We start from the raw sequence: 17,986 nt of genomic DNA on the forward strand, positions 1-17,986 counted from the left end.
CAGCGCCGCCGTCTACAGGGAACGGAGCCGCCCTTTTCAGCGGGTAGTGAGCAGGATCTTGCCGGTGTGGGCGCCCGAATCGAAGTACTCGTGGGCCGCAGCAGCATCCGCCAAAGCAAAGGTGCGGTGCACCTGCGGTTTGACGTCCCCGGACACCACCAGCGGCCAAACATGCTCGGCAACCGCGTGCATTATGGCTGCCTTTTCCTCCACAGGGCGCGCCCGCAGGGTGGTGCCGATCACCGCACCGCGCTTGGCCATGAGCTGGCCCAGGTTCAGTTCAGCCTTGGCCCCGCCCTGCAGGCCGATCACGACCAGCCGGCCGGAGGTGGCAAGGGCGTCCACGTTCCGCTGCAGATACTTGGCACCCACGACGTCCAGGATGACGTCCGCGCCGCGGCCCCCGGTAGCCTCTTTGATCCGCTCCACGAAGTCTTCCTCGCGGTAGTTGATCAGCACCTCGGCACCCAGTTCGCGCGCGACGTCGAGCTTTTCCTGACTGCCGGCCGTCACCGCCGGGACGGCTCCGAATGCCGCGACCAATTGGATGGCCATGGTGCCGATGCCGCCGGCCCCGCCGTGGATGAGTACGGTTTCGCCAGCCTGCACGCCGGCGGCCATGAACAGGTTGGAGAAGACCGTGGCGGCCACTTCCGGCAGCGCCGCGGCCGTCACCAGGTCCACGCCCCGGGGCACCGGCAGCACCTGACCCGCGGGGACCGCAACCTGTTCGGCGTAGCCGCCGCCGGCCAGGAGGGCGCACACTTCGTCGCCGACCCGGGGTGCGGTGACGCCGGGGCCGACGGCGGACACCCGGCCGGATACTTCCAGGCCCGGGATCTCGGAGGCACCCGGCGGCGGCGGGTAGACGCCGATCCGCTGCTGCACGTCCGCGCGATTGACGCCGGCGGCAGCCACATCGATCACCACCTCGCCCTCGGCCGGCTGCGGGGCTTCAGTGTCCCGCAGCCTCAGGACCTCGGGGCCGCCCGCTTCCTGGTAAAACACCGCTCTCATTGCCAGCCTCACTCGCCATGTCCGGACAGAAACGTTGCGGGCGCGCACTTTGCCCGGGCGCGCCCCTCCGTGACAGACTACAAGGCGAGGAAGGTTGTCCGAGCGGCCGAAGGAGCTGGTCTTGAAAACCAGTAGGCGGTAACCCCGTCTCATGGGTTCAAATCCCATACCTTCCGCTTCAGCAGCAGGTGTCCAGGCCGTCCGGCCGGGCACCTGCTGCTTTTCATGTCATAAGACGGGAGCGTCACGGCCAAGGTGGGCGTGTATTCTGCCTCGCCCGCACCGCCGGTATACCCTCGGCTAGGAGCCGTTGCACCAGAAGCCGAGGAGACCCCGTGCCCAGTCAGTCCGCGCCTGTCCGCCGCCGCCCGCTCAAGGCGTCCGCCGTCGTCGTCCTTATGGCAGCGCTGAGCGGTTGCGGCTTGGACGGCCCGCAGGAGCCGCCGCGGGATGAATCCGGTGCCGTGACCGAAGCCGCTTCCGCCGGCGCGTACGCCATCAAGGTGGGCGACTGCCTGAACAACCCGCGCGCGGAGCGCCTCACCGAGGTGGAGTTCGTGCCGTGCGATCAGCCGCACGAACTGGAGGCGTTCGCGTCCAGCAATCTGCCCGACGGCGACTACCCCGGCGACAAGGAAGTGGCGGCCAAGGCCGAAGAGTTCTGTGTGGCAGAGTTCAAGGCTTTCGCCGGCATCCCCTACGACGACTCCGCGCTGGAGCTGATCCATCTGAACCCCACCGAGGCAAGCTGGAGCAGCGAGCAGGACCGTGAACTGCTCTGCTTGGTGGGCGCCAAGGATGAGCCCACCACCGGCACGCTCAAGGACAGCCGCCGGTAGTCGAGCGGGCCGCTCACGGCGGGGGCTAGCCCCGCCGGGCGCCACTCTGCCCAGCGGGTCCGCCGCTCCACTGCTCAACCGGCTTAGGCCTTTCTGTCAAGACCTGGGGAACGTTTCACCCTCTTTGAAGCTGTTCTTTCACAGAAGTATTCCGCTGGTTCTGGCCCTCGGGTAACCTCCCGTTCATCCCTGCCAGATGGACTGGGGAGCGGTGCTTGCACCGTGCAGCCGTGCCGCAGCCGTTCCCTGGGTGCGCGGATCATCACTTTCACCTTGAGAGATAGGGCCAAATGCCTACTTCATCACCGAAGACCGCGCTGGCTGCGGTCCTGACGGCAGGCCTGGTGGCGGCGCCCTTCGCGGCGCTACCTGCGCATGCGGCCGATCCAGTCGAACTCAATCTTCTGAGCATTAACGATTTCCACGGACGGATCGACGCCAATACGGTCAAGTTCGCGGGCACCGTGGAACAACTCCGGGCGCAGAACCCCCAGGGAACGCTGCTCACCTCCGCCGGCGACAACATCGGCGCCTCGGTCTTCGCGTCATCCACCCAGCAGGACCAGCCGACCATCGATGTGCTCAATGCCTTGGAATTGGCGACGACGGCGGTGGGCAACCACGAGTTCGACCGCGGCTTCGCCGACCTGACGGACCGTGTGGCCCCTGCGTCCAAGTACCCCCAACTGGGCGCCAACGTGTACCGGGCCGGCACCACTGAACCTGCCCTGCCGGAGTACGAGCTGGTCCCGGTCAACGGCGTGACCGTCGGCGTGGTCGGCGTGGTCACCGAGGAAACCGCCTCGCTGGTGTCCCCGGGCGGGATCGCCGACCTGGAGTTTGGCGACCCGGTGGACGCCGTCAACCGGGTGGCGGCTGAACTGACGGACGGCGCAGGTGACGAAGCCGACATCATCATGGCCTCCTACCACGAGGGCGCCAACACGAACGCGGACCTGGCCAGCGCCGTGGCGGCGAGTGCGGTGTTCAACCGGATCGTCAACGAGACGAGCCCGGACGTGGACGTCATTTTCAACGGCCACACCCACCAGGCCTACAGCTTCGACGCCCCGGTTCCGGGCGCGGACGGCAAGACTCGGCCCGTGGTGCAGACCGGTTCCTATGGCGCGAACATCGGCCAAGTCCAACTGAGCTACGACGCCGAAACCGACGAGGTGCTGGCGCACACCGCCGCCGTCGTGCCGCGGACCGGCACCGCCGACAGCGAACTGGTGTCCGCCTATCCGCGGGTAGCCGAAGTGTCCTCACTCGTCCAGGCCGCGCTGGAAAACGCCGAAAAGGTCGGCGCCCAGCCGGTCGGCTCGGTCACCGGCGACATCACCACCGCCTTCCTGCCCGACGGCCCGGACGCGGATACCGAGCCGGACCGAGACGACCGCGGCTCCGAATCGACGCTGGGCAACCTGGTGGCCGATTCGCTGCTGGCATCCCTCGCCTCCGCCGAACGCGGCGGGGCGGAAATCGGTGTGGTGAACCCCGGCGGGCTGCGGAACGAGCTCTACTACGCACCCGACGGCACGGTCACCTACGCCGAGGCCAACGGGGTGCTGCCCTTCCTGAACAACCTGTGGACCACCACACTGACCGGCGCCCAGCTCAAGACCCTGCTGGAGCAGCAATGGCAGCGCACCGCTGCCGGCGAGGTGCCCAGCCGCGCCTACCTGCAGCTGGGCCTGAGCAAGAACGTCAACTACACCTACGACGCGGCGCTGCCCGAAGGCGAGCGCATCACCGGCGTCTGGGTCAACGGCGAACGGCTGGACCCGGAACGCGGCTACCGGGTGGGCACCTTCAGCTTCCTGGCCCAGGGCGGAGACAACTTCCACGTCTTCACCAAGGGCGCGGACACCCGCGACTCCGGCCTGGTGGACCGCGACGCCTGGATCGCCTATATCCAGGACAACAGCCCGCTCTCGCCGGACTTCGCCCGCCGCACCGTGCAGCTGACCGGGGCACCGGAATCCATCGGCCCCGGCCAGCAGGTCAGCGTGAAGCTAGCCAGGCTGGACCTGACCTCGCTGGGCGCTCCAGTAAACAAGGAGGTGTCGCTGGCCTACGTTGACGCGGCCGGCACCCGCACCGAGCTGGGCACTTTCCCGGTGGCCGACGGCGGTGCCTCCATCGAGTTCGCTGCTCCTTCCGCTCTGGACGGCGGCTACTTCGAACTGAGCGCTGCCGCCTCCGGAACCACCTTCCGGCTGCCGTCCGCCATCGAGGCCGGCGGCAGCGCCGGTGCCGACCATGTGGTGATCAACGAGGCCTACCTGTCCGGCGGCAGCGCCGGCGCTGCCTACCAGAACAAGTTCATCGAGCTCTACAACCCCACCGACGCCGAGGTCAGCCTGGACGGCTGGTCGCTGCAGTACCGGTCGGCCACGGGAACCGCCACCCCCACCGGTGTGGCGGCGCTGTCCGGCAGCATCGAGGCCGGCGGCTACTTCCTGGTGCAGGCCAACTCCAACGGTCCCAGCGGCAAAAACTTGCCGGAACCTGACCTGGTGACCAGCCTGTCGCCGTCCGGGACCACCGGCACCCTGCTGCTGGCCAACCAGGCCGGCGCAGTGGCCGACCTAGGCACCGGTTCGGTGGTCGACCGCAGCAATGTGGTGGACCTGCTGGGCTACGGCAGCTCGAACACCTTCGAGACCGCAGCGGCCCAGTCGCCGCGGAACAACACGGACGTGCGGTCGATGAACCGCGCCGACGGAACCGACACCAACAACAACGCGGCGGACTTCAGCCTCAGCGAAGACATCTCCCCGCAGGGGTTCCGGCGAGGGCAACGGCGGCGGTGATCCGGAGCCGGAGGCAGCCACCATCGCTGAAATCCAGGGCACCGGCACGCAGTCCCCGCTGGCCGGCAAGACCGTGACCACCCGCGGTGTAGTGACCGCGGCCTACGCCACCGGCGGGTTCGATGGCTACTACCTGCAGACTGAAGGGACCGGCGGCGACACCAACACCAGCGACCGGACCGGGTCGGACGCGGTGTTCGTCTTCTCCCCCGAGACCGTCGGTGAGGTGGAGCTTGGCGATTTCGTGGAGGTCACCGGCAAGGTCAGCGAGTTCCACGGCCTGACCGAAATCACCGTGCCTGCGGACGGCCTGACGGTGCTCAAGGAGGCCGCGGAAGCACCAAAGGCAGCAGCCATCGGCTGGCCGGCCACGGAGGCGGAGCGCGAGAAGTTCGAGGGTATGCTGCTGGCGCCCCAAGGCAGTTTCACCGTCACCGACAACTTCGCTCTGAACCAGTACGGCGAGATCGGCCTTGCCGCCGGAAACTCCCCGCTGGTGCAGCCCACCGCGGTCGGTGCCTACGGCTCGGACGCGTTCTGGGCCGAGACCGAGAAGAACGCCGCCCTGGCCGTCACACTGGACGACGGCTCGAGTGTCAACTATCTGGGCGCGGACGCCAACAAGGACATCCCGCTGCCCTACCTGTCCGCCGAGGATCCGGTCCGGGTGGGCTCCCCCGCCGAGTTCGCCACCAACGTGGTGCTGGATTACCGGTTCGACCTCTGGCGTTTCCAGCCGCTGGGCCACCTGATGGTGGACAACGCTGAAACTGTCCAGCCGGCGTCGTTCCAGAACACCCGCACCGATGCGCCGGAGCAGGTCGGCGGCGTAAAGCTCGCTGCGTTCAACGTGCTGAACTACTTCAGCACCACCGGCGACCAGGTGGCCGGCTGCGGTGCCTTCACGGACCGCGACGGCAACCCGATCACGGCCCGCAACTGCGATGCCCGCGGGGCCTGGGACGCGGAGAACCTGGAACGCCAGCAGGCCAAGATTGTTGCGGCCATCAACACGCTGAACGCGGACATTGTGGCGCTGGAGGAGATCGAGAACTCCGCCCAGTTCGGCAAGGACCGCGACGCCGCCCTGGCCGCACTGACCAAGGCACTGAACGCTGATCTGGGCGACACCCGCCACAACGGCAAGCATTCGGACAAGGGCAAGGCGCACGGCGGCTGGGACTACGTCCGGTCGCCCGAGCAGCTGCCGGCGCTGGCGGACGAGGACTTCATCCGCACCGCGTTCATCTACAAGAAGGACGAGGTGAAGACGGTCCAGGAGTCGGTGATCCACAACGACACCGAAGCCTTCGCCAACGCGCGCAAACCGCTGGCCCAGGCGTTCAAGGCCAAGAACGGACCCTCGGATACCTTCATCGTGATCGCCAACCACTTCAAGTCCAAGGGCTCTGGCCCCAACTCCGGCGAGAACGCCGACCACGGCCAGGGTGCCTGGAATGCAGCCCGCACCGCGCAGGCGCATTCACTGGTGGACTTCGCAGAGCAGATGCAGGAGAAGTTCCGGACCGACAAGGTGCTGCTGACCGGCGACTTCAACTCCTACGCGAAGGAGGACCCGATCAAGGTCCTCACCGAGGCCTACTACGTGGATCAGGGCGCCAAGACCGGCGAACACAGCTACAGTTTCGGCGGCATGGTCGGCTCGCTGGACTACATCTTCGCCTCGCCCGCAGCGGACGCAAAGGTCAAGGGCGCCGACATCTGGAACATCAACTCGGTGGAATCCATCGCGCTGGAATACAGCCGGTACAACTACAACGCCACCAACTTCTACGCCCCGAATCCCTACCGGGCCAGTGACCACGATCCGATCATCGTGGGCCTGGACATGGACAAGGACCGCGGCAACGGCGGAAAGAAGCGCTAGGCAAGCCTCAGCGGTTCAGCCACCGGCAGCCACGCACAAAGACAGGCAGGCTTTCCCACTCGGGGAGGGCCTGCCTGTCTTTTCTGCCCAGGCCCGCCTGGGCGGCGGCAGTGACGGCGTCAGCGCGCTTGCATCCCGCTGCCAACGACGGCGGTGCCCACCTGCGCGGCGGCGGCCCGACTTCTGTTGTCGGCTGCGTCCAGGATGGCAGCGGCTACCCGGTTGGCATCCTGCAGGGTCCGGCCGCCGGTCTCCCCGGAAGCTCCGGCTTCGGCGGCAATCGACGTGCCCCACTGCACCGAGGACAGCTGCAGCCCGATCACATACAGGTTCGCCACCGGTTGTCCGTTCCGATCCAGCGGGCGGTACGGCGGCTGCGTGACGTCCAGGCCGGAGCCTGTTACCGGTGTTCCGTTGGGGCCGATCATCAGCTTGGGCCTGACCAGGCCGTCCTCCAACATCCGGCGCAGCAGCGGCGACCGGTTGTGGGCCACCCGGTTGGCCGGCATCATCGCCTCCACCAGGTAGGCGGCACTGTAGTCGGCGTCGTCGACCCACGGCGAGGTGACCCGGAAGCGGCCGGTGTCCGGATCCACTTGGTAGACCGGCTCGGGGCCCGCAAACTGGACGATGCCCGCCCGCGCCAGAGCAGCCAACTGCTCGATGCGCTGGGCCGGCGGTCCGCTGGCCAGCCCCTCGACCAGCGGCTCGAACCAGCCGCGAAGTTCGGCCAGCCACGATTCCTCGGTAATGCCGCCGTCGGCCACAATCTTCTTGAGCAGCGAGCGACCGGCGTTGAGGGCCCCGATGGCCATCTTGAGCGGATCATCGGTACCGCGCGCAGAGCCGTTCGCGTCGGTGTCCAGATAGTCCAGCACCGCCTGCTGATACTCCGCTGCGGACGCGAACTTGCGGCCATTGAAGGGCTTGGCCAGGCCTTCCACGTCCAGCAGCCTGTCCTCGCTGACCCGCTCGGCCAAGTACGCCCGAACCCGCGTCAGCAGTGTGCGGTTTCCTGGCTCCCATTTCTCTGCCAACAGCTGGTCCAGCCCGGCCAGCAGCTCCTGCGGCGCCACCTTCAGGCACTCCGGTTCCACCCGCGCCAAAGTGGAGTAGTAGGTCCAATAGACGTCGCGGTGCAGCATCGGCCACAAGTCGTGGTCGAAGCCGGGCTGCACGCCGGCTTCGGCGAACAGGCGGGCCGCGTGCGTGGTGAAGTGCTGCAGCTCGACGCCGGCCGGGATGTAGCTATCGATTCTGGCCTTCGCCCGGTAGGGGGTGCCGCGCCGGGACCCGGCCACCAGCCGCGGTTCCTTCCCCGACGGGAGGTACGTCAGCGGCTCGGCGTCCGTCGCGGGCACGAACCGTCCGCCGCGGCCTTCGGTCACTTGGACCATCAGGTCGAAAAAGTTCAGGCCCATTCCGCGCACCAGCACCGTGCGCCCGGGCGGGAGCCGGCCCCAGTCCACATCGGCCGGCACGTTCGGCGGCAGGTAGTGCAGGCCGTGCCGCGCCGCCGCATCCTGGAGCTGCTGCTGCTCCGGGTTCAGCGCGGCAGGCACATGACCTAGCGCCAGCACCACGGCGTCGGCCGGCAGAGTGGTGCCGTCGTTCAGCTCAAGCTGCCACCCGCCGTCGTGAAGTGCCAGACCGGTGGCTTCCGCCGCGTGAACGGTCAGCGAGGCATCCGCCCCGGTCCGGGCGGCTAGGTGCGCGAAGGTCCAGGCCAGATAGCGCCCGTATAGCGCGCGGCTGGGAAAATCCGCCGGCCCCAGCGCCGCTGCCTCCTCAGCATCATCCGCCGGCACATCCGGAATGCTGCCGTCCGCCACCGCGGAGCGCCAGGCCTCGAAAGTCATCCCGGCCACCGGTGCGGGCCCCACATGCTCGGTCCCGGGCGCCGGCACCACCGTCGGGAACAGGCAGGGCGTGTTCATCAGGAACAACCGGGACTGGCCGGGCTGCCAGACGTGGCCCGGCCCGGGCGGGAACGGATCCACCAGATGGATCCGCAGCCGCGCTCCGCCGCATGCCTGCTGGTTGGACAGCAATCGTTCCAACACGGAGGTGCCCCGCGGGCCTGCGCCCACGATAGCCACACGATAGATGCCCGGATTATCCATGCTTTCTAGCCTAAGGTCTACCGAGTGGTCGCCCGGCCGGAGGACCGCGGAGGCGCCACATGCCCCCGTTTGTACATTGGACGCCACCCGCCCTGCGCTTCTACAGCCGGCGCCACACGCCCCCGCTTGTACACTGGGCGCCACATTCGCCGAGAAGGGCAAGCATTCCTCACGCCTGCGCTGGCGTGACCATTGTGGTGGCCGCCCATCCGGGGAAAGCAGCGCCAGGTTTGCTTACCGGAGGGAGGACAATGTGGCGCATACTGTTCACGGCGCGGCCGCAGGCCAAGCAGGACGTGCCAGGCGGGGAGCCGGCCGCGAGCGCAGGCCGGGACGCCGGATGTTCCCGGCCGCGCATCGCACGGCCGGACACCGGGCCTCCGCGGCGGCATGCCTAGGATGGTGGCATGGCCCAAGACCCCGCGCAGGACAGCACGCATTTGCCCCAGGACGACTTCATCTGGCTGGAGGACATCTACGGCGACCGGCCGCTGGAGTGGGTGAAAGGCCAGAACCGCCGCACCGAGGACAAGCTGGTGGACGGGCAGTTCACCGCGCTGGAAGCCGGCGTCTTGGAGGTCCTCGACGCGGAGGACCGGATCCCGGCCGTCACTAAGCGCGGCACTTACTACTACAACTTCTGGCGGGACAAGGCGAACCCACGAGGCCTGCTGCGACGCACTTCCTGGGAGAGCTACCTGACCGACTCGCCCGAATGGGAGATCCTGCTGGATGTGGATGCGTTGGCCGCGGCCGAGGGCATCGAGTGGGTCTACGCCGGCTCCGCCTTCCTGCGCCCGGCCGACGGCGTCAGCTACCGGCGCGCGATGCTGCGGCTTTCACCCGATGGTGGCGACGCCGTGCGGCTGCGGGAGTTCGACGTCGAGGACCGCGCCTTCGTTGCCGGAGGCTTCGACATCCCGGTGGCCAAGAGCTACGTCTCCTGGCTGGATCAGGACCGGATCCTGTTGGGCACCGACTTCGGACCGGGCTCGTTGACCACCTCCTCCTACCCGCGGACCAGCCGCATCCTGCAGCGCGGCCAGGCGCCGGAGGCGGCGGAGGAATACTTCGACGTCCCCGAGGACCACATGCTGGCCCAGGTAGGCCACGACTCCACCCCCGGATTCGAACGCGACGTCGCGGTGGACGTCATCGACTTCTTCAACTACCGCACCTACCTCCGGCGCGACGGAGGGTGGCTGCCCATCGACGTTCCCACCGACGTGAACGTGGACATCCACCGCCAGTGGCTGCTGATGCGGCCGCAGGGCGACTGGGAACTCGGCGGTTCCGTCCACCCGGCCGGCTCGCTGCTGGCCGCTGAGCTGAAAGCCTTTCTGGCCGGAGACCGCAGCGTCCAGGTGCTGTTCGCGCCGGATGCGGCAACCTCGCTGCAGTCCTGGAGTTGGACGAAGAACTACCTGCTGCTGAACCTGTTGCACGATGTTTCCTCGCAGGTGCGCGTGCTCGATCCGGCGGCCGGCTGGTCCGCCTCCGAGCTCCAAGATTGCCCGCCGCTGCACGCTGTGGATGCCTCGGCCGTGGATGACGAAGAGTCGGACGACTACTGGCTGGTGGCCACCGGCTTCCTCACGCCCTCCACCCTCTCGCGCGGCACCATCGGCGGGCCGGCAGCGGAAGTCAAGGCCTCGCCGTCGTACTTTGATGCCGCTGCCTACGAGGTCCAGCAGTACTTCGCCACCTCCAAGGACGGCACGCAGGTGCCCTACTTCCAGGTGGCGCCAAAAGATCTCAAGTACGACGGCGGCAATCCGGTGCTGCTCTCGGGTTACGGCGGGTTCGAGATCGCCAGGACACCCGGCTACAGCGGCACCGTGGGCCGGGCGTGGCTGGAACAGCGCACCCCGGACGGCCGCGGCGGAGTGTACGTGGTGGCCAATATCCGCGGCGGCGGCGAATACGGTCCGGCATGGCACCGGGCGGCGCTGCAGGCCAACCGGCACCGGGCCTACGAGGACTTCGCGGCGGTGGCGCAGGACCTGATGGACCGTGGCGTCACCCGCCGGGAGCGGTTGGGCTGCGCGGGCGGCTCGAACGGCGGACTGCTGGTGGGCAATATGCTGACCAGCTACCCGCATTTGTTCGGCGCGGTCTCCTGCGGGGTGCCGCTGCTGGACATGGCCCGCTACACCCAGCTTTCCGCCGGCTACTCCTGGATTGCCGAGTACGGGGATCCCCAGGACCCGGCTCAGTGGGAGTTCATCCGCACCTTCTCGCCCTACCACTTGCTCCAGCCCGACACCGAGTATCCCGATGCGCTGATCTGGACGGCCACTTCGGACGACCGGGTGGGCCCGGTGCAGGCACGGAAAATGGCCGCGCGGATGCTGGAGTTGGGCGTTGAGAACGTCTGGTTCCACGAGGCATTGGAAGGCGGACACGCCGGCGCCAGCGATAACAAGCAGACCGCCCGGCTACAGGCCCTCTCGCACACGTTCCTGTGGCGGGCGCTGACAGGTTAAGCCGTTCGGCGGTTTTGCTCTTGACCCTCGGTTCTGGGTAGTCTTGTGTGGCTAGCAATAGCGTATGGAGACGTGCCAGAGCGGCCGAATGGACTTCACTGCTAATGAAGGGTCGGGGTTAAACTCGACCGGGGGTTCAAATCCCCCCGTCTCCGCGTCAACTCCCCCGGGAAACCGGGGGAGTTTTTGCGTCTCCGCGCTGTTGTCGCCGGGCCGGGCCGAACCACTTGGCCAGCGCTTCCTCCAGTCCCGACCTCGTCCCGCCTCCCGTCCAGGCCACATGACCGTCGGGCCGGACCAGCACGGCGGCGGGAGCGCTGACCGAACCGATCACCGGAAGTTCCCAACCGCCGTCGTACGTGGCGTCCACCAATTGCACCCGGTCCGCCCACGGCCCCACATCGACGCTGCCGGGCGAACCGAGGTTGAGCAGCACCGCCCGGGCATCGTGCAGGAGGGTGAACACGCGCAGCGGGCCGTTGGCGGTGACGACGTCGAGATCGGGCATCCGGCGCCCGAGCAGCGGGTGTCCGTCGCCGAGGTCGTAGCGGACGTCCAGACCGCAAATGAGCCCGGCCAACTGTTTCCGTGCCTCGTCGATCGTCAACAGGCCGGCCACCGTGTCGGCCAAGGCGCCGATGCGCGGGTCGGCCCGCTGCATGAGTGACTGCGCCATGGTGTGTTTCAGCGCGCGGGCTCCGGCGGGGTGCCGCTCGGCGTGGTAGGTATCCAACAGGCTGTCCGGCGTGATGCCCTTGACCACCTGGGCGAGCTTCCAGCCGAGGTTCACGGCGTCCTGGATGCCGAGCCCGATCCCCTGCCCGCCGGACGGGGCATGGATATGCGCAGCGTCCCCGGCCAGCAACACCCGGCCGCTGCGGTAGGCGGCGGCCTGCCGCGTGGCATCGGTAAACCGCGAAATCCAGGTCGGATGGTGGACTCCGAAGTCGGTGTCATAGATGTCGGTCAGCGCCTTGCCTAGGTCGGCCAGGGTGGGCTCGGTGGCCGGTCCAAGCTGCTTCTCGGTCACGATCACCCGCATGGTGCGCCCGTCCTCCATCAAGTGCAGCCCGTGGATCCCCACCTCGTCGATGCGGGCGCCCGCCGGCGTCTCCTCGGTGGCTTCAACTTCGGCGATCAGGCTGCTCCTCGTCGCGTCCCAGCCGGGGAACTCGATCCCGGCCGCCTTCCGGACGGCGCTGCGCCCGCCGTCAGCGCCGACCAGGTACTGCGCGTGCATCCGACGTCCGTCGGCTAGCTGCACGTCGACCCCGCTGTAGTCCTGGCCGAAGCCGGCCACCTCGAGTCCGCGATGAACCGGCACGCCCAGCTCCTCGATCCAGCCGGCCAGGATCCGCTCAATATGGTTCTGCCACAGGCCAAGCGTGTAGGGGTACCGGGTAGGAAAGTCGCTGACGTCCAGCTTCGTGCTCCCGAAGAACGCCGCCTGGACGCGTTGCCCCTCGGCGAGGAACCGGTCGGCTATTCCGCGCTGATCGAGGATTTCGGTGGTCCGTGGGTGGAATCCCCCGGCACGCGAACCCGCCAGTTCCGGCGTCGGGCGGCGCTCCACAATGGCCGTGTCCACTCCTGCCAGTGCCAGCTCACCGGCCAGCATCATCCCGGTCGGACCGCCCCCGGCAACGACCACATCAACCATCACAGCCCCCGCCTCTCCAAGCCTTTTCCGTGCGCCTCAGCCGGGCACGTCCGAGCCAGTTTGAGGCATGACCGGGGCCTTGCCACAAGCCCCCGTGTGTGCGCGCTAGATTGGAAGTGGCGGACTTAGACGCCTTCGGTCGCTTCCAGGCGGCCGGTCCGAACTGCCTCGGCGAAGGCCTGGTAGTCCTTCTCATTCTGGTCGGCGTAACGCTCGGAGAAATCGGCGATCGAGGCGTCGAATTTGCTGCTCTTGCCCAAGTACGCAGCGATCGCAATCGGGTCACCTGATCGGGCGTGCGCGCGTGCCAGTGTCCAACCGCAGGCGCTGGCATAGAAGGCCATGCCGCGCGGCTTCATCACTTCCACCAGCGCTGAGCCCTTCATGTCCCGGAGTTGGCGCCAATACAGGTACCGGTTGTCCTGCGCCCCCTTGGTCCAGCCCAGGAAGATGTCGCTCGCGGCCTGCATCATCCGCTGTCCCTGCACCACGCGCTCACCCGGCTGCCAGAACTTACTCCTCGGCAGGTGGTCCTCAAGCACCGATCGCGTGGCCTCCTTGACCTGGAGAAACAGCGGATCCTTTTGATCCCGCCCCTGGAGCAAGGCGATGAACGCCCGCGTCCCGACACTGCCGACGCCCACGACCTTGCGCGCGACGTCGATGACTTCGAATTGTTCGAGCAGCTGCCGCCGGTCATCCTGCAGGGTGCCCCGGTAGGATCGGAGCTGTTCATGAACCGTGTTCTCCACCTCATCGCCGGACATCCCGTACGTCTCCGCCAGGTCCCGCACGGGAATAACAATGGGTGGCTGATTGACAATGCGGTACTTCCCGTCCACGCGCTCGGCGAGCTTGGAGAGTGCCTGCAGGCTGTCTCGAGCGTGGGCCTTTGCGAGGCTCTGGCGCGCCGCCTTTCCCATCCCCTTGGCTGCCTTTTTGAGCGCTTTGCCCTTTTGGGTTTTCACGGCCAGGTCGATGGCTTCCACCAACTGATCCTCGGACAAGCGGGCGTACCAAATGTCCAGGGTACGCATTTGTGCGAACTGGGCCATCGCTTCCCGGTAGGCCCGAACCGCGGTGAGTGTCACCTCGCGTGTTTCGTCCGTGGTGAACCCGTTGTTCCGGGCTGCGATCGTGAAGCTCGCGGACATACGTTCGACGTCGTACTCGAACGGCCCCGGAAGAGTCTCGTCGAAGTCGTTCAGGTCGAACAGGAGGGTTCGCTCGGGCGAGGCGAACACGCCAAAGTTGGACAGGTGGGCGTCCCCGCACAATTGGGCGTTCAGGCCGGCCCGTGGCGTGTCCTTTAGATCCGCGGCCATGATCTTGGCCGCGCCCCGGTAAAACGTGAACGGCGAGGCCAGCATGCGCCCGTGACGCACCGGCACAAGGTCCCGCTCCCTGGTCCGGTTCTGTTCCTCAAGGAGTGCTATCGGATCGGGTCGGTCCGCGGCGGGAACCCAGCCGGTGTGGCTGGAGACAGGGGTCCTCTGGCGGCATTCCTTGCCGTGGGATGCACGCTCCTCGACGCTCGGGTGCTTGACCTTCTTCTCGGCCATGCTCTTCACCTAGCCCTGCAGCATCTCGTCCGCGTTGACAATGCGATTGTGGCCCCGGCGCGGCCGATCGTCAACGCGCTGCTGTCTTTTCCGAAGTGTTGGGTTGTGCCTGCGTCCTCAGCCTCACCGGTTCCAGCACCGGAGGTCAATCCTGCTCTTCGATGTCCTGGACGGATCGGGACAACAGGCAGAACTCGTTGCCCTCGGGATCGGCGAGGACCACCCAGCTGACATCCGGCCTCTGGCCGACGTCGACGCGCCGCGCTCCAAGGGCGAGCAGCCGCTCGAGCTCCTGGGCGGTGGACACGCCGTCGGCCCGCAGATCGAAATGCAGTCGGTTCTTGATCGTCTTGCCCTCAGGCACCGGAGCGATATCGATGGTGGGCCATGATGAATCCTGCGGCGCAATGCTGATGAAGCCATCATCCTCTTCGAGAACCTGCCAGCCGAGGACCGCGCACCAGAAGTCGGCCACCACCTGTGGCCGAACCGCGTCGATGGCTATGGTAGCTAGCCGGCTGGGCATGGCACCACGCTAATCCATGAACCGTGGCTATGCACCAGCGGACCGCGGCGCAATCAGGCCTGGTCTCTCCGCGGAGGCGTCAGCCCTTGAGCGCGAGCGCGAAAGGCAGGACCGATTCGGCGCCGGCCAGGCGCAGCGCGCGGCCAGCCACAGTGAGTGTCCAGCGGCTGTCGGCGAGGTCGTCGACCAGCAGCACCGGGCCGCGGTTCTGCGCCAGCCATGCTTCACCACCGGCGGGGACCTGGAACTGGTCCCAGACATCGGCCAGCCGGAAGGCACTGTTGCCGCCCGGGCCGCTGCGGGGGCCGCCGTGCGGGACAGCGAGTTCGCCGAGGTACGGCAACTGGCCTATCTCCGAGAGTCCGCGGGCCAGCGACTGCACCAGCAGCGGCCGGCTCCGCGACGGCACGTTCACGATGGCCACCGGCCGCTGGGCCCAGCCCCACTGGGCCAGGACCTGCACGCAGGCTTTCAGCATGCCGGCGGGCACCTCCCGGTCGGGAGCATCGGTGGAAAAGACCTCCCGCAGCTGCCCGCCCCAGCCCAGATCCGTTAGGCGGGCCAGCGCCCGGCCGCTGCCGTTGGCCTCGGCCGGCGGGATCTTGCCCTTGACCGGCACGCCCAGTTTGTCCATCCCGCTGGGCCACATGGCCCGGGGCTCCAGTTCGACGCCGGCCCGCTGCAGGGCGGCGCCGGCGCTTTCGGTGGCTTCGGCCGCGATGCTGTCCGAGTACCACGGCCCGGCGCAGTTGTCGCAGCGACCGCACGGGGCGGCCGCCGGATCATCCAGCGCGCTGGCCAGGAATTCCATCCGGCAGCCGGAGGTGTTCTCGTAGTCCAGCATGGCGTTCTGCTCGGCCACCCGGGCCTGCGCGATGCGCCCGTAGCGCTCCGCGTCATAGGCCCAGGGCTGGCCGGTTCCCTCCCAGCCGCCGCTGACCTTGCGCACCGCGCCGTCCACGGATAAGACCTTCAGCAGCAGTTCCAGCGGCGATCGCTTCAGGTTCACCAACGTCTCCAGCGCCGCCGTGGACAGCACCGTTCCGGGAGCGGCGAGCTCGCGCAGCACCGCGGTGGCGGTCCCCTCGTTGGGCATCGAGGCGGTGGCGAAGTACTCCCAAATGTCCCGGTCCTCGGTGCCCGGCAGCAGCAGTACGTCCGCGTTGGGGGTTCCGCGGCCGGCACGCCCCACCTGCTGGTAGTAGGCCACCGGGGAGCTTGGTGCACCCAGGTGGACCACGAAGCCCAGGTCCGGCTTGTCGAAGCCCATTCCGAGTGCGCTGGTAGCCACCAGCGCCTTGACCCGGTTTTCCTTCAGCGCCGCCTCCGCCTGTTCCCGCTCAGCGGGATCGGTGCGGCCGGTGTAAGCGGCCACCGCATGGCCGGCCTCACGCAGCAGCCTGGCCGTATCCTCGGCCGCGGAGACCGTGAGCGCGTAGATGATGCCGCTGCCAGGCAGGTCACTCAGATGGGTGAGCAGCCAGCCGAGCCTGGCCCGCGGGCTGGCCAGCCGGAGCACTCCCAGCCGCAGCGAAGCACGGGCGAGCGGCCCCCGGATGGTGAGCACCCCGCCGTCGTGCTCCCCGGTGGAACGCACGCCGAGTTGCTCTTCGATGTCATGGACCACGCGGGAGTTGGCGGTGGCCGTGGTGGCCAGCACCGGAACCCGGTCCGGAAGCTGCCCGATCAGGTCCCGGATCCGCCGGTAGTCGGGACGGAAATCGTGGCCCCAGTCGGAGATGCAGTGGGCTTCGTCGATCACCAGCAGGCCGGAGCTGCCCACCAGTTGCGGGAGCTGCTCGTCCCGGAAGCGCGGATTGTTCAACCGCTCCGGCGACACCAGCAGCACATCCACCGTGTTGGCTGCCAGCTGCTCCTGGATCTGCCCCCATTCCAGCTGGTTGGCGGAGTTGATGGCGGCGGCCCGGACCCCGGCGCGTTCGGCAGCGGCCACCTGGTCGCGCATCAGCGCGAGCAGCGGCGAGACGATCAGCGTGGGACCGGCGCCCCGCCGGCGCAGCAGCAGGCTCGCCACGAAGTAGACCGCGGACTTGCCCCAGCCGGTGCGCTGCACCACCAGTGCCCGGCGTCCACCGGAGACGAGCGCTTCGACAGCCTCGAACTGGCCCTCGTGGAATTCCGCCGTCTCATTGCCCACCAGGGCCCGCAGCAGCGCCGTGGCCTCCTGGCGCAGTGCTCCGCCGGCCCGCCCGGCCGCGGCCGTTTCTAGTGTGGCGAAGTCCGCCGCCGTGTCCGTTGTCCCGTCGATCCACTCAGCCATGATCCCCAGTATTCCAGCCGCAGCTGACAAGCTGTCCCTTTTCCACAGGCGCCCCTTATAAGCTGGTGCAGTGAGCAGCATAGATCTTGGCCTGTCCTTCAAGGCCTACGACGTCCGTGGGATCGTGGGCGAGACCATAACCGCCGCAACCGTGGAGGCGACCGGTGCCGCCTTCGTGGACGTGCTGTCCCTGGCCGGGCAGACGGTGCTGGTGGGCGGGGACATGCGCCCGTCCTCCCCGGAGTTCGCGGCCGCTTTCGCGCACGGCGCAGCCGGCAGGGGTGCCAACATCCTGATGCTGGGGCTGATCTCCACCGACGAGCTCTACTATGCCTGCGGCTCCCTTGACGCAGCCGGGGTGGTGTTCACCGCCAGCCACAACCCCGCCCAGTACAACGGCATGAAGATGGCCAAGCCCGGCGCCGTGCCGGTTTCCTCCGACACTGGCATGTTCGACATCCGCGACCGCGCGCAGGAATACCTGGAAACAGGCATTCCGGACGGCACCGAAACGGGAACCATCAGCGAAACCAACGTGCTCTCCGGCTATGCCGGGTACCTGCGCTCGCTGGTGGACCTGACCGGCATCCGCCCGTTGAAAGTGGTGGTCGACGCCGGCAACGGCATGGCCGGAATGACCACTCCCGCGGTGCTCGGCGACAGCCTCCTGCCGGCGCTGCCGCTGGAGATTGTGCCGCTGTACTTCGAGCTGGACGGCACCTTCCCCAACCATCCGGCCAACCCGCTGGAGCCGGAAAACCTGGTGGATTTGCAGGCCGCGGTGCGGG

11 protein-coding genes and 2 tRNA genes are annotated in these 17,986 nt (G+C 67.8%); 7 read left to right on the top strand and 6 right to left on the bottom strand.

Annotation, left to right across the window (positions count from 1 at the left end; translation table 11 throughout):
• Positions 1-36: 36 nt before the first annotated feature.
• The gene (locus tag AC5RW2_RS32575) at positions 37-1,017 is read right to left on the bottom strand and encodes an NAD(P)H-quinone oxidoreductase (RefSeq protein WP_493963825.1); all 981 of its coding nucleotides are present in this window, start codon (positions 1,015-1,017) and stop codon (positions 37-39) included.
• Between the two features lie 88 nt (positions 1,018-1,105).
• Here AC5RW2_RS32575 and AC5RW2_RS32580 point away from each other — a divergent pair.
• From AC5RW2_RS32580 to AC5RW2_RS32595, 4 genes are all read left to right on the top strand, one after another.
• Positions 1,106-1,193 (top strand) — tRNA-Ser (locus tag AC5RW2_RS32580).
• A 159-nt stretch (positions 1,194-1,352) separates the two neighbouring features.
• Complete coding sequence (locus tag AC5RW2_RS32585) at positions 1,353-1,856, top strand: septum formation family protein (protein WP_493963826.1); 504 nt, start codon at positions 1,353-1,355, stop codon at positions 1,854-1,856.
• A 290-nt stretch (positions 1,857-2,146) separates the two neighbouring features.
• Positions 2,147-4,672: a 5'-nucleotidase C-terminal domain-containing protein gene (locus AC5RW2_RS32590; RefSeq protein ID WP_494074937.1), complete on the top strand. Its 2,526-nt coding sequence runs from the start codon at positions 2,147-2,149 to the stop codon at positions 4,670-4,672.
• Positions 4,673-4,745: 73 nt separating this feature from the next.
• The gene (locus tag AC5RW2_RS32595; RefSeq protein ID WP_494074938.1) at positions 4,746-6,560 is read left to right on the top strand and encodes an ExeM/NucH family extracellular endonuclease; all 1,815 of its coding nucleotides are present in this window, start codon (positions 4,746-4,748) and stop codon (positions 6,558-6,560) included.
• 119 nt (positions 6,561-6,679) lie between these two features.
• On the opposite strand, the gene AC5RW2_RS32600 is transcribed toward AC5RW2_RS32595, so the two are convergent.
• Positions 6,680-8,683 carry an FAD/NAD(P)-binding protein gene (locus AC5RW2_RS32600; protein WP_493963827.1) on the bottom strand — a complete coding sequence of 668 codons (2,004 nt, stop codon included), beginning with the start codon at positions 8,681-8,683 and terminating at the stop codon, positions 6,680-6,682.
• A 407-nt stretch (positions 8,684-9,090) separates the two neighbouring features.
• Between AC5RW2_RS32600 and AC5RW2_RS32605 the strand changes: the two genes are divergently transcribed.
• Positions 9,091-11,169 (top strand): prolyl oligopeptidase family serine peptidase, encoded by a 2,079-nt coding sequence (locus AC5RW2_RS32605; protein ID WP_493963828.1) that lies wholly within the window; start codon positions 9,091-9,093, stop codon positions 11,167-11,169.
• A 66-nt stretch (positions 11,170-11,235) separates the two neighbouring features.
• Positions 11,236-11,324: transfer RNA gene (locus AC5RW2_RS32610), tRNA-Ser, on the top strand.
• Between the two features lie 2 nt (positions 11,325-11,326).
• Here the strand turns inward: AC5RW2_RS32610 and AC5RW2_RS32615 are convergent.
• The 4 genes from AC5RW2_RS32615 to AC5RW2_RS32630 form a co-directional block, all read right to left on the bottom strand.
• On the bottom strand, positions 11,327-12,829 hold the full coding sequence (locus AC5RW2_RS32615; protein ID WP_493963944.1) for an FAD-dependent monooxygenase: 1,503 nt from the start codon (positions 12,827-12,829) through the stop codon (positions 11,327-11,329).
• A gap of 125 nt (positions 12,830-12,954) precedes the next feature.
• A complete protein-coding gene (locus AC5RW2_RS32620; RefSeq protein WP_493963829.1) occupies positions 12,955-14,391 on the bottom strand; it encodes a DUF2252 domain-containing protein in 1,437 nt (478 codons plus the stop codon).
• A gap of 145 nt (positions 14,392-14,536) precedes the next feature.
• Positions 14,537-14,917, bottom strand: coding sequence for a VOC family protein (locus tag AC5RW2_RS32625; RefSeq protein WP_493951932.1), 381 nt, complete (start codon positions 14,915-14,917; stop codon positions 14,537-14,539).
• Between the two features lie 79 nt (positions 14,918-14,996).
• Positions 14,997-17,198: a RecQ family ATP-dependent DNA helicase gene (locus AC5RW2_RS32630; RefSeq protein WP_493963830.1), complete on the bottom strand. Its 2,202-nt coding sequence runs from the start codon at positions 17,196-17,198 to the stop codon at positions 14,997-14,999.
• A 70-nt stretch (positions 17,199-17,268) separates the two neighbouring features.
• Between AC5RW2_RS32630 and AC5RW2_RS32635 the strand changes: the two genes are divergently transcribed.
• Positions 17,269-17,986 (top strand): phosphohexomutase domain-containing protein (locus tag AC5RW2_RS32635; protein ID WP_494074939.1); only part of this gene is annotated, 718 nt, incomplete at its 3' end.

It is taken from the genome of Arthrobacter sp. B0316-1-20 (assembly GCF_059091865.1).